The organism is Streptomyces albofaciens JCM 4342 (assembly GCF_008634025.1).
In the GTDB taxonomy this organism is placed as follows: Bacteria; Actinomycetota; Actinomycetes; order Streptomycetales; family Streptomycetaceae; genus Streptomyces; species Streptomyces albofaciens.
Genome location: NZ_PDCM01000002.1, coordinates 4,396,921 through 4,411,319, shown reverse-complemented (window position 1 = coordinate 4,411,319; position 14,399 = coordinate 4,396,921). Strand labels below are relative to the sequence as shown.

Here is a 14,399-nt window from a genome sequence, read left to right as displayed (position 1 = left end):
GTGTCTGTTGCCCTGCCCTGCAAGTTGGAGCCTGCTTTGTCGTCCCCTTCCCTCGTTCCGCTGTCGTCCACCACGTGGGCGTGGATGCACAACAGCACTGCCTGGGGTTACAGCAACTGCGGGCTTGTCGCCTCTGATGGGCAAGCTCTGCTGGTGGACACTCAGTTCACGTTGGCCGGCACGCGTCTGCTGTTGAACGCAGTCGAGGCGGCCGTGCCCAGAGCGGAGATCACCACTGTGGTGAATTCGCACCAGAACGGGGACCACACGTGGGGCAACCAGCTCCTGCCGGACGCCGAGATCATCACGTCGGCTGCGTCGGCCGAGCATGTGTGCAAAGAGATCAGCCCGGAGCAGATGATGCTGCTCGGCCGGGCGGCTCCGACGTCTGCGGTCACCGCGTACGCCGCTGAGCACATCGGCGGGTTCGACTTCAGCGGGATCACCGTGACTGGTGCGACGCGTACGTTCACCGGCACGCTGGATCTGGAGGTTGGCGGGGTGGCGGTCGAACTCATCGATCTCGGCCCCGCGCACAGTGAGGGTGACGTGGCCGTACATGTTCCCGGTGATCAGGTGGTCTTCACCGGCGATACATTGTTCATCGGCGCCCACATGATTGTGTGGTCCGATTCCCTCAGCGCGTGCATCGCGGCTTGCGATCGGCTACTGAGTACGGGCGCCACAACGTTTGTACCGGGTCACGGAGAAATCAGCGGCCGGGCAGGCGTGGTCACCTTTCGCGACGGCCTCGCCCGTGTCCACGAAGACGCCACTTCATACGCTTTGAGCGGCGTCGAGTTGCCCGACGCGGCCCGCCTGATCAAGGGGGCCCACGCCGGCGGTCTCGCGCACCCTGAGCGGCTTTTTACTGCTGTTGCCGCCGCGTATAAGGAAGCGGGCGTAGAAGGTGGCCCTTCCACGACGATGGGGCTCGTTGAGGGAATGGCTCAGCTCGCGAGGGAGTAGTCGGGCGACATGATGAACATCATGCGCTGGCTACGGTCGCTGAGCGGTGCGTAGCAGCGGAAGATCACCTCGAATTCTTCTTCACCACGGTTCGGTAGGTACATCCAACGCCGGTGGCCGTCTGGGTGCGTGACGCTCGTGAGGTCGTCAGTAAGGAGCCGGGCTGCGACCTTGTCGCGCTTTTTGATATCGGCTACGACTTCGGCGAGCCTGCGGTTCTCCGGCTGGGACTCGTGCGCCAGGCGCAGTTGGGACGCCATGGGCTTGGCCCAGGACTCTTCCCAGTCGATCAGCTGCAGCCGGGCTTCGGGGTAGGTCAGGCACCAGGTCATGATGTTGATGCCGTACTTGACCCAGGGCCAATTCTGGACGCACAGGTCGTTGTACTTGAGCATGTCCCACGATGCGTCAGATATGTAAGCAGGCCAGGGCTGTCCCTGAATTACTGCGGTTGTCGAGGGGTCGATGACTGCGGCCGGGCGGTAGAGGGGCGGCGGCTCTTGCCCCTTTGCGTACACGAACAGGGTGTATCGCTTGGCTTCATTGAGGTCGAGGATGCGCACGATGCGCTCCAGCCAAACCGTCTTCGGATTCGGGACGCCACCGGCTTCCAGGCGCCGGTACCAGCTCTCCGCCACACCAGTGAGCACTGCCATTTCGGCTTGTGTGAGGCCGGGCTTGTTTCGGGGCCCGAACTTGGCGGTGAAGCCGGGGACGAGGTTGGGGTCCATCTTGGCGCGCCACTCTCGGAGAAAATCGCCTACGCGGTGCCTATTGGACATTGGGGCGCTACCCCTCCTTGACGGTAAAAGTATCGGAAAGACGCCGATGACCTTAACGCCCCCTTGACGCTCCTTCGCAAGTGCCTCCATGATCATCTTTTCATCCCCGACCCGCCCAAAATGGGATATTGCTCGCGATCTGCCGCTTCGAGGGGCTCGTCAACCACCGCTACATTTCGTATCGGTCACTCTGAGTGGCCGGGAGCGATCAATAACGATCGTTCTTTTTATGCGAAGGTTGCTGCACCGCAGGAGGCCGCCCGAGCACCGGACACCGGCCCCTCGGACGCTCTGCCACGGCAAACGGCAGAGCCGAGCACCAGAGCAGCAACTGAGAGGTACCCATGAGCCGCAGCGTCTTCATCACCGGTGGTAACCGAGGCATCGGGCTGGCGATCGCAGAGGCCATGGTCGCCAACGGCGACAGAGTCGCCGTCACCTACCGGTCGGGGGAGCCGCCCGCCGGCGTGTTGGGCGTCCGGTGCGACATCACCGACCCAGAGCAGGTCGAGGCGGCGTTCCAGCAGATCGAAGAGGCGCACGGCCCGGTCGAGGTGCTGGCGGCCAACGCGGGCATCACCCGCGACACCCTGCTGATGCGGATGTCCGAGGACGACTTCGGCGATGTCATCGGCACCAACCTCACCGCCGCATACCGGCTGGCCAAGCGCGCCACGCGAGGCATGCTGCGCGCCCGCAAGGGCCGCATGATCTTCATCGGCTCGACCGTCGGCCTGCGCGGTGAAGCGGGCCAGGCGAACTACGCGGCAGCCAAGGCCGGACTGGTCGGATTTTCTCGCTCCATCGCACGTGAGCTGGGCTCGCGGGGAATCACGGCCAACGTGGTCACTCCGGGCCTGACCGAGACGGACATGACCGCGGTACTGCCGCAGGAGATCAAGGACAGCATGGTCAAGCAGATCCCCGCAGGCAGGGCCGCCCAGCCGGAGGAGATCGCCGCGGCGGTGCGCTTCCTTGCCAGCGATGAGGCGTCGTACGTCACCGGGGCCGTCATCCCGGTCGACGGCGGCGCCGGCATGGGCCACTGAGCGGCAGCTCGGCCACATCAGCAGAGCAGCACCTACGGTCACCCGGCACCGCGCTCGGGCTTGGTGATCGCGGACGGGGGGTTGGGCGCGTCGAACGGAGGGGCAGGCGACGAGCAGCCTGACTTGGCGAGGAGTGAAGTGATTGATGAACAGCGCATCTTGGCGCTGTCGAAGCAGCCTCGGAGCGGTCGACCGGGCAGTGAAGAGCGGGATCTTGCAGCGACTGCTCGTGTCCTGAGCTACCTGCACGGCGAGACGGGCAGGTTGGCGATGCCGATCCGCTGGAGCGCGGCCCTGTGTGTCACAGCTAGCCAGGTTGATTCGTCCAAGCAGGTGCGAGAAGGCGATCCGGCCGAGGTGTGCGGCCAGTGCCCGATCGCCCGCGAGTGTTCTACCGCCCTGGCAGCGGGTGCGCCCGTTGAGGTGCGGCGGTGGCGTGAGCGCGTAGACGGGGGTTAGGCGCTCGCGTCCCGTAGTGCGGTGGAAGGGAAGCCCGTGGGGCGCCGGAAGAAACCGGCGCCCCACGGGCGCTTTGCTTTCCTCAAAGCGGCTGGACTGGTGCGATGTCGGCGCAGGCCAGACAACATCTGGCCTGCGGCTCCGCGAGTAGACACCCCCCTCAAACATAGTAGAATTTAGCTAACGGTTGAGGGAAGAACTCACCACCTACCTCTTGGAGAAACCCGTGCAGCGCGTCCTGAAGATGAGCCAGGTCCACCGCAACCCCCGCCAGCCCCGCGAGCACTTCGACGATGCAGCCCTTCAGGAACTCGCCTCCTCCATCGACGAATACGGACTCATGCAGGCCATCGAGGTCCGGCCCGACGACGAGCGCGGCGGTTACGAGATCGTCGCCGGCGAACGCCGGTGGCGCGCCCATCAGATACTCAAGCGCACCAAGATCCGTGCCACCATCACCAGCGAGAAGAGTGAACTCCGTCGCTTTAAGCGGTCGGTCAGCGAGAACGTGAACCGCGAGGATATGACCCCCCTGGAGGAGGCGCGAGCCTTCCAGCGCATCCTGGACGAGGAGGAAGGCGCCACCCCGGAGTCCGTCGCCGCCGACTTCAGCAAGACCACGGCGTACGTCAAGCTCCGCCTGGCCCTGCTGGACTTGCGTGAGGATGTCGCCAAACTCGTGGAGTCCAAGACCATCGGCACCCAGGCGGCAGTGCAGATCGCAGCCCTGAGCCACGCCAACCAGGCTGCCGTGCTCGCCAAGTTCAGCCGCGGCGAACTGGCCTCGGACAACGAGATCGTCCACTTTGCCTACGCCATGCGCCAGCAGCAGGAGCAGGCCGTACTGATGATCACAGAGGAGCTGACGGAGGAGCAGCGTACTGAGCGCGCAGCGGCGCAGAAGAAGACCCGTACGACGCTCGACAAGATCGAACAGGTCCGCGCGATGCTGGACGAGATCGGCGCCAGCGATCCCCTGAAGCTCGCGCAGGCCCTGGAGGGCGGCGTCGGCGCGCGCCTGGAGCAGCTGGACCGCGTAGCGGAGTCCCTGACGAAGGCACGCTTCCAGCTCAAGCAGGCCAAGGCGCACTCCGAGGCCAAGGAGCTGGTCCAGGTCAACCCGGAAGCCGTGGCAGGCGCAGAGTCTCAGCCGGTGGCGGCCTGACGTGTAGAGGGCGGGGCCGCGAGCCCCGCCTCGCCCCCTCCCCCTCTCGACCAGAAGGAGCTTCCAATGTCCGCTCACGCCGAGCGCCCACAGTGGCAGACCATGACCAAATCCGACTTCGATGCCCGCCTTGCCAGCACGTGGACACTGGACATACCCACCGGGCCGGTGCGTATCGCGGCCGTCCCCGACGCGTCCGGCACCCCCGCTCTTTTCGGAGAGGCTGCGCCTCCTGTACACACCGACCGCACGCGCCTCCGTGAACCGAAGGACGCCCAGGGGCAGCAGCCTCTTTTCTGAGCGGGACTCCCCCTTTCGTGCGGCCCAGTCGCGGTCGCCCTGCGCCCGCCGGGCGGTTCCGGCCGACGGGACGGCGCACTGGACACCCCCACCAAGCATAGTAGAATTACTCTAGATGAAGAGATGACCGACACCCGAAGGACCCCATGCTCGCCACACTCGCAACGATCGACTGCTACAGCACCCTTGGGGTGGAGCCCAGCGAATGCGACGAGTGCGAAGGCCGCACCGTCGTCACCTTTCTCCGCGGCCCCTACGAGGAAGTCCGCGAGTGCGAGCAGTGCCGCGGCACTGGATGGTGGCACCCCTGCCCCAACTGCTCCGACGGAACCAACCCCGCCACCGGGGACACGTGCGAGACCTGCAACGGCTACAGCTCTCTCCACTAAAGAGAAATAGGCCGCTACTTATAAGAGGAACGCATCATGCGCACTGGCGACGCAATCGCCCATCACGCCCTCGCCACCGGACAGCGCACCAGCGCCACCACCGGCCCCGGCGGCACTCTGCACCTGAGCTTCACCCTGGCCGATGGCACAACCCAGCACTTCACCCGCAACCGACCGGGAGGCCCAGAAGACTGGCGGGCCGGCCTCCAAGAGAGCCAGAACGGCAACTGCACGTTCAACGAGCCCGTCTCCGCCGCGTGGGGGCGGGGCCTGGACCTGATCACCTCACGCCTCACAGGAAGCGTCAAGTGAACGACGTACGCGCTGACTTCCAGCCACGTACCGGCGTAACCCCCATCCGCTGGAATCCGGACCAGCCGCGCCCTTTCGGGCGCGTAAACGGACACGCCGAGGACCCCATCACCGGCGAAACGCTGGTCATGGTCCGCTGGCCCGGCGCGCCGGTGGACACCCCCCACCACCCGGACGAGCTGGCCATTCTCGACTGACAATGAACCCGGAAATAGGTCGCTGCCTTTGGCCATGTTAGATTCGTGATCGTTGTCAGGCCCGAGGCACGGCCCGCACAACAACCCGACCTCCGGACGGGCAGCGACCCCCCGCGCCCAGCCCGCCCGGAAGGCCCGTCCGATACGGGCCACCCCTCCGGCCGGGGCCCGCTCCTCCGACAGCGGGCCCCGGCCCAGCCACGGAGAACCAGATGCCTGCCGAAACCACCACCTACGACTCAGAGCTGTACGAGGCGCTGATCGCCGAGCGATACGGCCGCCCCATGAGCGAGATCCTCCAAGAACACCACCGGGCGCCCCTGCCCGAACTCCTCAAGGAACGCCACCGCCGCCCCGCGCCGCCAGCAGCGAACCGTCCGCTGCACAGCCCGACGCCGGACCCGGACGCAGCCCGGCACCGAGCCGACCTCGAAGCGGCCATCGCCCAGCGAGGGACGAAAGCGGCGTGAGCGTCACCGAAGAACAGTTCCGCCGGCACGTCCGCCAGCTCGCCGCCGCACGCGGCTGGACGCTGGCGTACCACACCCACAACAGCCGCCGCTCCGACGCGGGATGGCCCGACGAGGTCTACGGACATCCCCAGACACGGCGGACGCTGTTCGTCGAACTCAAGACGGACACCGGCCGCATCCGGCCAGCCCAGCGCGAATGGCTCACCCACCTCGCAGCCAGCGGTCTTGAAACCGCGCTGTGGCGCCCCAGGGATCTCAGTCTCATCGTCGCCACCCTCGCCCCCTCCGGGCCCCGAGCCCAACTACCCGAATCATGGACAAGGAACACACAGTGACAGCCACCGACCCCACCACGGACACCACTGCGGCACCCGGCCCCTGGTGCAACAGTTGTGACAGCTACTTCAACCTGATCACCAACACCTGCCGCTGCAACAACCGCTGACCCACCAAGGCACGCTCCATGGCTGACACCACCTGCACCACCCCCGACCAGCAGGCCCCGCCCGACCTCGACGCAGCTCTGGCTGAGATCGCCAAGCTCGCCAACGAGCTGTGCGAGCACCTAGCGGACGGCCAATGGCGCGTAGCCGACCGCATCCGGCACCTCGCCGAGACCGTCACCACACCTACCGACCACCCAGGGGAACGCAAATCCTGATGCACGTACGGTTCGACACCCCGCCCATCCCCCACCGCAGCCAGGAGACCCACGAGACCGCGCAAGCCCTGCGAGGCCGTCCCGGCGACTGGGCCCACATCGACACCCACGACACCATGAACCGGGCCTCCAACCAGGCGCACCGGGTGCGTACGGGCAAGCTCGCCGCCTTCCGGCCCGCAGGAGCCTTTGAGGCCAAGGCGCACGGCACCGAAGACGGAGAGGCCGAGGTCTGGGCCCGCTACATCGGCACACTCTCCGGCGGCTGAACACGACTGTTGCGCCATACACCCGTATGGGTTCTAGGTTCGATAGCGAGACCCCGCGGTATCCCCCGTCCGCGGGGTTTCGTCTTACCCGGACGGCCCGCATTGCCAGGTGTCGGGCGGCTCCTACCCGAAGGTGGTAACGAACCTCGCACTCCGAAGAGCTGTGAATGAACCTTTCGAGCGTGGGGGCTGGTGCGGGTATGAGTAGCTGCGGTACAGGAGTCGCTGAGGTTGATCCTGATGCGTCCGCGGTCCTGGCCTCGCACCGGATGAAAGGCGGCGTGCCGCATCGCGGTGCCGAACGGTCTGGCCGCTTCCCGGCAACCCGATCGAGTGATATCCCATCGGCCGGGCGGGCCGGTAGCCTCAAGCGAGGCATCCAGGCTGATAGCCCTGTACAGCGCATACGGACGGGATGAGCTGAGGAGGGAACATGGCGACGGCGTACTTCGCATTCCAGCAGCGGCCGGACCAGGAGTTCATTTTCGAACTCAATGATGATGAACGGATCGCTCACGCCCGGAAGATCGTGTCGGGCGAAGAGCGCGAGCGCGTGCACGTCATGGGCAGGATCATCAAGCGGCAGGCGCCCTACAACCCGCGGTGGAGCTTCCACCTCGACCCGGACACCATCCACTTCTTCGACTACGCGATCGAAGTCTGCGACGCCAACATGCAGGAAGTCGAGGACCACCTGCCTGAGGCGTGCGGAGCCTTCCTCCCGGGCTGCGACTGGTGCCCGTGGGATTCGAGGGTCATCCGCGAGATCCCTGTCCCCACGCCGTAGCCGCGGACACCGGTGAGCCGGGGCCGGCACCGACACGGCCATCGCACCATGAATACCGCGACAAGCCGCACTTCCCCTCGGCTCTTTCCCGGACGACACAGTGGCCGTCCGCGGCATCGCACCTGGAGTTGGCGCTCCGCGGTGCTGAGGCACACGTGTGGCTTCGTGTGCGGGTGATCGTTCGGCCTCATAGCCGAGACGGCGCGCGCTCTGAGCGCCCCCGGCCTGACGGTCACCCTTCTCGCCTTGGCCGCAACGGCCCCGTGAGGAATTGTCGCCGTCGTTATGAAGTGGCTACTTCGCGGCGGGGGCCTGGCCCCGCGGGGCCAGGCCCGGATCCGCACCGGCGCTGGCGGGCCGGCGGGGAAGGGACCATTGCTCGACCGTCCGGAGCATCAGCCCGCCTAGCCCCGAGCGTCCTCACCGACGCCCATGTCACCACAGGTGACCAGAAACTCCGTCGCCCGAATCGCACCTCTTGGAACCAATAGCCCGGAGCCCCCCTTCCTGACCCACCAACGCACGAATCCACTCATCAGCCTCAGTTGGCATCAAAACGAACGGTTTTGTTCTTCTCAGCCCTCAGTACCACCCCACTCTTCCGACCCGTCACCCCTCCACTCCACCAGCCGCGGGTCGTCCAGCGGTATGGCGTCGGCGTCTTCCGCTATTCCTGCGCGCCGCAAGAACTCCTGCACGTCTCGCCTGTCGTACGCGACCCCGGCGGTCTCGCCGCGTACGGTGACGCATCGGCCGCCAGTCGGCGACGGCGGATGCACGATGACAGGTGGTACGGCCATAACCTCATCGTGTGGGCGCGCCGTTCACGGTGCACGTAGCAGGGGGCCGGACGGGTTCAGGGTGCAGGTGGATGGTGGTGGCTTCCCGGACCTGGCGAGCCAGCGTTTGCAACGCTGCGGTGAACGCGGCTGAGGTCGCCCCTTGGTGGGCGGTCAGGGTCAAGGTACGGCGGGTTGAGCAGCGTACGCCGGGGGTGATCCGTTTGCCGGGATGGTGGCCGGTCAGCTGGAGCAGCCAACCGGCGCTGGTGCGAAGGGTGCCGAAGTCGTCGCGGTAGACCGGTCCGCCGGCCGTCCGGACGAGATGGGCCTGGGCGTGGGTGAGGGGCGGGTTGAGGAAGACCGAGCCCGCCTGTCGTGCGTCCAGTCCGGTGTCGGGCAGGCTCAGGCCGCGTCGGCAGCGGTCGGCGAGAACGCTTGCGGCGGCTTCCCCCAGGGGCGGGCGGGTGCCGAGGGCGTCGGCGAGGTGGGGGTTGGTGACTGGTGCTGCGTGCTGGGCGCGGGTCAGGTGCAGCGTGAGCTGGAGGATGGTCCAGCGGCCGGGCCGGGTTTTGAAGGTGCTGGTGCGGTAGCCGAATGCGCACTGCTCGGGTTGGAGTTCGGTGATCGTGCGCTGCTGCCAGTCGTAGACGGTGAGGTGGGCGAGGGTGTCGGATATCTGCTGGCCGTAGGCGCCGGTGTTTTGCACCGGGGCGGCGCCTGTGGTGCCGGGGATGCCGCCAAGGTACTCGATGCCGGACAGGCCCTCGTGGACGCAGTGCGCGACGAGATCGGCCAGCGGTTCTCCTGCCTGCACGGTGACTTCCACGACGTTGTTCCCGTGCCGGCGGAAGGTGATGCCGCGGGTCGCCATGCGCACCGCGGTGCCGGGGTGTCCGGCGTCGTCGGCGAGGGTGTTGCTGCCGCCGCCGAGGATGAACGGCGGAGTGTGGAGGCCGCGTGCAAGGTCAATCCAGTGGGCGGGGTCGGTGTGGGTGAGCAGCCGGTTGGCGGGGCCGCCCAGGCGCAAGGTGGTGTGGTCGGCCAGCAGCTCACTCATCGGGGCCCTCCCGGAGGTCAGATGGCGGAGATGGTCTTGAGGGCGAGGGATCGCAAGGGTGCGATGCGGGTGCGGGCGGCGCCGTGGTAGACGGCGTTGGTGCAGATGACCAGGTAGCGGCCGGTGTCAGGGGCCAGGTAGAGGCTGGTTCCGGTGAAGCCGTGGTGGTAGGCGGTGCGGCCGCCGTCGGCCAGGACCCAGGACAGGCCGCGGTCGAGGCCCGGCTCGATCGGGGCGTGTGGGACCAGGCTGGCTCGCAGCCAGCCGCCCAGTGCACCGCCGTCCTGGTAGGCGGTGATCAGGGCGTGGGCGTAGGTGGCGAGGTCGCCGGGGGTGGAGAAGACGCCTGCGTGGCCGGCGATACCGCCCATCAGGGCGGCGTTGTCGTCGTGGGCGGCGCCCCAGATCCGGGGGGCGCCGGGCAGGCGCTGTTCGGTCGGGGCGACGTTCTGGGACCGGGTGACGGGGCCGTAGCAGGTGCGGTGCATGCCCAGGCCGGTCCACAATTCACGGCCGAGCATGTCCAGGGGCGTCTGGTGGAGGTGGGTCAGGGCCAGGCCGAGCAGGATGTAGCCGCGGTTGATGTAGCGGTGCGGTCCGGGGTCGGTCTCCAGTGGTTCGCGCATCAGCAGCTCGTGCAGCTGGGTGTTGGTGTTGCGGTAGTGGTCCAGGCGGGTGGAGGCCCGCAGGCCGGAGGTGTGGGTGAGCAGCTGCCGGATGGTCGGGGTGCCGCTGGGGGCTTCGCCGGTCGTCGGCGGCAGGGCGGTGCACACTGGCCCGTCCAGGCCCAGGAGCCCGGCATCGAGGGCGCGGCCGGTCAGGGGCCAGGTGGCGACGACCTTGGTCAGGGAGGCGATGTCGTAGACCGTCTCGGCGGTGGGGGGTGCATCGCCGCATTCGGGGGCGACGGTGCCGGCCGTCAGGATGCGCTGCTGGCCGTCGGTGGTGCCGCAGATGACGACGCCGCCGGGGCTGGCGCCGTCGTCGATGACGGCGGTCAGGGTCTCGTGCAGGCGGGCGGTGTCGGCGGCGGGAAACGGTACGGGCATCAGGGCGCCTCCGTAGTCAGGGTGATGTCGGCCCCCAGCGTGGCGAGGTTGGCCAGCAGGTGTCCGTAGCCGCGCCGGAGATGGAAAGTTCCCCGGATCGTAGAGGTGCCGTCGGCGGCGAGGGCGGCGATCAGCAGCGCGGTCACCGCACGGATGTCCCCGGCAGCGACCTGCGCCGCTCGCAGGCGCACGGGCCCGCGGACGCGAAGGGCCGGGCCGCGGGAGGTGAGGTCGGCGCCGAGGGCGCGCAGTCCCGCACAGTGCGTGTCGCGGCGGGGATACACCCGCTCGGTGATCAGCGAGGTGCCCCGTGCCTGGGTGAGCAGGGCGGCGAGTTGGGGTGCGGTGTCGGTCGGCACGCCGGGGTGCGGTCCGGTGGCGATCTGCACGGCGCGCAGGCCGTGGTGGTGCGCGCGCAGGGCGCCGTCCGCGCCGTCGGCGACCTTAAGGCTGGCGGCAGTGAAGACGTCGGTGAGCCCGCGGGGGAGGTCTGCGGTGCTGATGCCATCGAGGGTGATGCTGCCGCCGGTGACGGCAGCCATCATGATCATGGTGGCTGCTTCGATGCGGTCACCGGCTACCGCGAACGTCCCTCCGGCGATCCAGTCGCTGCCGGTGACGTGCAGGCCGTCCTGGTCGGCGTGCACGGTGGCGCCGCGCTCGGCGAGGAAGCGGGCGGTCTCGGTGACTTCGGGTTCAACGGACGGGTGGGTGATGCGGCTGGTGCCCGGTGTGCGGGCGGCGAGCAGCAGGGCAGTCACCGTGGCGCCCAGACTGGGCCCGTACGGTGTGGCCACATCCACGGTGAACGGGCGCAGCCCCTGCGGGGCGCGGGCATGGATGCCGGTGGTGTCGGCGGTGACGCGGGCGCCGGCGGCCTGCATGGCGGCCAGGTGCCGGTCGATCAGACGTGGGCAAAAGGCGTCACCGCCCGGGTAGGGGAAGACGACCTGCCCGGCGCGGGCCAGGACGGCGGCGGCCAGGACGGCGGTGGTGCGCACACGGTGGCCCAGGTCGGCGTCGATGACCGGGCGAACCGTCGTGGCCGGGGTCACGGTGAACCGGCCGTTGTCGGCGGTGGCGGCGGCTCCCGTGCGGGAAAGGATCTGGGCGCATACCTGGGTGTCGATGATGTCCGGCGCGGCGGTCAGGCGAACGGGGGTGTCGGCCAGCAGCGCCGCGGCGTACAGGTGCAGGGCTATGTTCTTGCTGCCCTGGACGGGGATCCGGCCGGTCAGCCGGTGGCCGCCACTCACGCGCAGGACGGCGGTGTCGTGTGCGGCGCAGAGCGGGGTCAGGGTCATCGCGCTCACCGGATCCGGGAGCCGGCGGGCAGGAAGCCGCCGATGTGATCGCGCGGGTAAAGGACCGTACCGGGGCCGATGAGCGTGCCCGGAGCCAGCACGGTTCCGGCGGGCAGGGCCACCTCATCGCCGATGACGGCGCCGAACTTCGTCTGCCCGGTGCCGATCCGCTGCCCGTCGAGGGTGACCGTGATCTCGTCCAGGGCCGGTTCGGCGACCGGTCCGCGGTCGCACCGCAGGGCGGTGGTGGAGCAGAACGATCCGATGTTGACGCGCCGTCCGACCACCGAGTCGCCGATGAAGCTGGGGTGCTTCATGAACACGTGCCCGATCAGCAGGCTGCGGGTGATCTCTGCGCCGAACCCGATCCGGCAGCCGGGGCCGATGACGCTGTGGTCACGCACGAGAGCCCCGGCGGCGACGATGGCCCCGGCCCCCACCACCACGGGGCCAATGACCTGGGCGCCTGCCTCGATGCGCGCACCCGGCTGCACGGTGACCGGCCCGTGGACCAAGGCGCCGTCTTCGATGTGCCCGCCTCCGCGGGCCAAGGGGTGCGCGGGGTCGGGGGCGTCGAGGAGAGTGGCCAGGGCGGCCTTGATGTCGAAGACGGTGCGGCACTGGGCCAGCAGACCAGCAAGGCCCGGGGGCAGAGCGTCGGTGTCGGTGAAGTACGACGGGGCGAGGCGGGCGTCGGCGGCCGGCCTCGCGGGCGCTGTGGCGGAGAAGGGCTGCACCAATTCCTCCAGGGTTTGAGGGGCGGCCTGCCGGTTGCCGGCCGCCGCACGTCCACGTCACCGCACGGGGGAAGGTGTCGGCAGGGGTGCTGCCGGGGGATGCAAACGCTTTTGCATCCGATGCAAAAGGGTCTGGCCACACCGGCTGGGTATCTCTACGGCGACAGCGCGGCTTCGGCTCTCGAAGCGGACGGGGTGTGTGATGACCAGTACCTCAGATCCTGCCTCTACAGCCTGCTCACCCTCACCCGGGGAGTTGGTACGGCGAACGCGCAAGGAGAAGGGATGGACCCTCGCGCACCTCGGGCGGCTCACCGGGTACTCCACGGCCCAGGTCTCCCGCTATGAGCGCGGCATCTCCCCCATGACTGATGTGGCCGTGCTGCGGTGCTTCGCCCACACCCTGGGCATCCCTTTGAAGTCCTTCGGTCTCGCCGCTCCCGCGCCTGTGGCCGAGGTACGACACGGCCAGGTAGTCGCACCGATCTCGGCGTACCCCCGCCTTCCCGCCCATACAGTGGGCAGCCCCCGGCAGGAGGATGGTGAAGCAGCAGTGCGGCGACGGCAGTTGCTGGCGAACCTGGCGGTCACGGCCGCCGCAGCCGCAGGCGCCCCGCTCCTGAGCGGCGATACGGCCCCCACCGACGAGGCAGCCTTGGGGGACATCCTCGTCAGCCGGCTACGGGATGCGATGCTCGGTCTGGGCCAACGGCTCCCCGACGTGCGGCCCGAAACCCTGGACCGGGACCTGTCCCGCGCCTTGGCCGACTTCCACACCTGTCAGTACGCCAGCCTCGCCATCCGGCTGCCCCGGCTCATCCAGGCCGGGCACGCGCTGACCACCAGCAGCGAAAACCCCGAGCATCACCTGCTGCTCGCCCACAGCTACACCCTGGCCACCCGCATGCTCATCAAACTCGACGAACAGCAGCTCGGCTGGATGGCCGCCGACCGCGCCCGCCAGCTCGCCACCACCGCCAATGACCCACTCGCGGTAGCAGAAGCCGCCCGAAACCTTGCCGTCCTGGCACGCAAAGCCCACTGGCACGATCAGGCGCTCTCCCTCGCCCTGGCCGCCGCCGACGACCCCGCCCTGCGCGCCGCCGGACGGCGGGGCGCTGCTCAGCGCGGCCTGCTCATTCAGTCCGCGGCCTACACCGCCGCCCGCAACGGCGACCGCGACGGCATGCGCGATCTGACCGCCGAGGCCGCGTCCATCGCCGACGATCTCGGAGGACCCACTTTGCTCCGCGACCACGGCGGTGGCTTCAGCCCCGTCACCGTCCAGCTTCACCTGATCTCCGCAGAAAATTCCGCCGGCGACCCGGCAGCGGCGCTCGCCGCGGCCCGCGCCCTCTCGCCCAGGGCCCTGCCCAGCGACGAGCGGCGCTCGCGCTACCACACAGACGTTGCCACCGCCCTCGCTCAACGCGGCCGCCGCGACGAATGCGTCCGCGCGCTGCTGGCCGCCGAACAGCAAGCGCCGGAAGAGACCCACGCGCGCCCCGCGGTGAAGTCGCTGATCTCTGGGCTGCTGGTCTCCGGGCGCACCACGCCGGAACTACGTGGTCTTGCCGCACGCGCCGGGGTTCTGGCCTGACCGACAAGAAGCTGGGACGCCGTCCAGCAATCGGTGCTTGGCCCCGTCTTTGGTCGTT

At 68.5% G+C, this 14,399-nt stretch carries 18 protein-coding genes; 13 read left to right on the top strand and 5 right to left on the bottom strand.

All coding sequences use genetic code 11. The annotated features are described in order from the left end of the window. Nucleotides 1–84: 84 nt before the first annotated feature. Nucleotides 85–969: an MBL fold metallo-hydrolase gene (locus CP973_RS39345; protein WP_150249854.1), complete on the top strand. Its 885-nt coding sequence runs from the start codon at nucleotides 85–87 to the stop codon at nucleotides 967–969. Here the strand turns inward: CP973_RS39345 and CP973_RS39340 are convergent. Next, a complete protein-coding gene (locus CP973_RS39340) occupies nucleotides 951–1,751 on the bottom strand; it encodes an MmyB family transcriptional regulator (protein WP_280119056.1) in 801 nt (266 codons plus the stop codon). The two genes, CP973_RS39345 and CP973_RS39340, sit on opposite strands and share 19 nt — an antisense overlap. A gap of 344 nt (nucleotides 1,752–2,095) precedes the next feature. Here CP973_RS39340 and CP973_RS39335 point away from each other — a divergent pair, with 344 nt between their 5' ends. The 11 genes from CP973_RS39335 to CP973_RS39285 all read left to right on the top strand — a co-directional run bounded on the left by CP973_RS39335 (nucleotide 2,096) and on the right by CP973_RS39285 (nucleotide 7,812). Then, the gene (locus tag CP973_RS39335; protein WP_150249847.1) at nucleotides 2,096–2,800 is read left to right on the top strand and encodes a beta-ketoacyl-ACP reductase; all 705 of its coding nucleotides are present in this window, start codon (nucleotides 2,096–2,098) and stop codon (nucleotides 2,798–2,800) included. A 646-nt stretch (nucleotides 2,801–3,446) separates the two neighbouring features. Next, on the top strand, nucleotides 3,447–4,424 hold the full coding sequence (locus CP973_RS39330) for a ParB/RepB/Spo0J family partition protein (protein ID WP_150249844.1): 978 nt from the start codon (nucleotides 3,447–3,449) through the stop codon (nucleotides 4,422–4,424). A gap of 66 nt (nucleotides 4,425–4,490) precedes the next feature. Next, the gene (locus CP973_RS39325) at nucleotides 4,491–4,724 is read left to right on the top strand and encodes a hypothetical protein (protein ID WP_150249841.1); all 234 of its coding nucleotides are present in this window, start codon (nucleotides 4,491–4,493) and stop codon (nucleotides 4,722–4,724) included. 146 nt (nucleotides 4,725–4,870) lie between these two features. Next, entirely contained in the window at nucleotides 4,871–5,113 is a 243-nt protein-coding gene (locus tag CP973_RS39320) for a hypothetical protein (protein ID WP_150249838.1), read from the top strand. Nucleotides 5,114–5,149: 36 nt separating this feature from the next. After that, entirely contained in the window at nucleotides 5,150–5,425 is a 276-nt protein-coding gene (locus tag CP973_RS39315; RefSeq protein ID WP_150249836.1) for a hypothetical protein, read from the top strand. Then, nucleotides 5,422–5,622 (top strand): hypothetical protein, encoded by a 201-nt coding sequence (locus CP973_RS39310; protein ID WP_150249833.1) that lies wholly within the window; start codon nucleotides 5,422–5,424, stop codon nucleotides 5,620–5,622. The genes CP973_RS39315 and CP973_RS39310 overlap by 4 nt, the downstream gene beginning before the upstream one ends. A 212-nt stretch (nucleotides 5,623–5,834) precedes the next feature. Continuing rightward, nucleotides 5,835–6,092: a hypothetical protein gene (locus CP973_RS39305; protein ID WP_150249828.1), complete on the top strand. Its 258-nt coding sequence runs from the start codon at nucleotides 5,835–5,837 to the stop codon at nucleotides 6,090–6,092. Beyond that, nucleotides 6,089–6,430 carry a VRR-NUC domain-containing protein gene (locus tag CP973_RS39300; protein WP_150249825.1) on the top strand — a complete coding sequence of 114 codons (342 nt, stop codon included), beginning with the start codon at nucleotides 6,089–6,091 and terminating at the stop codon, nucleotides 6,428–6,430. The genes CP973_RS39305 and CP973_RS39300 overlap by 4 nt, the downstream gene beginning before the upstream one ends. Before the next feature lie 128 nt (nucleotides 6,431–6,558). Continuing rightward, nucleotides 6,559–6,756, top strand: coding sequence for a hypothetical protein (locus CP973_RS39295; protein ID WP_150249822.1), 198 nt, complete (start codon nucleotides 6,559–6,561; stop codon nucleotides 6,754–6,756). Next, entirely contained in the window at nucleotides 6,756–7,025 is a 270-nt protein-coding gene (locus tag CP973_RS39290) for a hypothetical protein (protein ID WP_150249819.1), read from the top strand. Before CP973_RS39295 ends, CP973_RS39290 begins: the two co-directional genes overlap by 1 nt. Before the next feature lie 433 nt (nucleotides 7,026–7,458). Further along, entirely contained in the window at nucleotides 7,459–7,812 is a 354-nt protein-coding gene (locus CP973_RS39285; RefSeq protein ID WP_150249816.1) for a BP74-related protein, read from the top strand. An 804-nt stretch (nucleotides 7,813–8,616) separates the two neighbouring features. Here CP973_RS39285 and CP973_RS39275 read toward each other — a convergent pair. From CP973_RS39275 to CP973_RS39260, 4 genes are read right to left on the bottom strand one after another with little or no spacing between them, the layout of a single operon-like run. After that, the gene (locus CP973_RS39275) at nucleotides 8,617–9,651 is read right to left on the bottom strand and encodes a UDP-N-acetylmuramate dehydrogenase (protein WP_150249808.1); all 1,035 of its coding nucleotides are present in this window, start codon (nucleotides 9,649–9,651) and stop codon (nucleotides 8,617–8,619) included. A gap of 17 nt (nucleotides 9,652–9,668) precedes the next feature. Next, a complete protein-coding gene (locus CP973_RS39270) occupies nucleotides 9,669–10,700 on the bottom strand; it encodes a serine hydrolase domain-containing protein (protein ID WP_150249805.1) in 1,032 nt (343 codons plus the stop codon). Further along, the gene (locus CP973_RS39265; RefSeq protein WP_150249803.1) at nucleotides 10,700–12,004 is read right to left on the bottom strand and encodes a UDP-N-acetylglucosamine 1-carboxyvinyltransferase; all 1,305 of its coding nucleotides are present in this window, start codon (nucleotides 12,002–12,004) and stop codon (nucleotides 10,700–10,702) included. The genes CP973_RS39270 and CP973_RS39265 overlap by 1 nt, the downstream gene beginning before the upstream one ends. Before the next feature lie 5 nt (nucleotides 12,005–12,009). Further along, entirely contained in the window at nucleotides 12,010–12,741 is a 732-nt protein-coding gene (locus CP973_RS39260) for an LbetaH domain-containing protein (RefSeq protein WP_167538602.1), read from the bottom strand. Between the two features lie 202 nt (nucleotides 12,742–12,943). Between CP973_RS39260 and CP973_RS39255 the strand changes: the two genes are divergently transcribed. Beyond that, a complete protein-coding gene (locus CP973_RS39255; RefSeq protein WP_150249800.1) occupies nucleotides 12,944–14,341 on the top strand; it encodes a helix-turn-helix domain-containing protein in 1,398 nt (465 codons plus the stop codon). The last annotated feature ends 58 nt before the right edge of the window (nucleotides 14,342–14,399 follow it).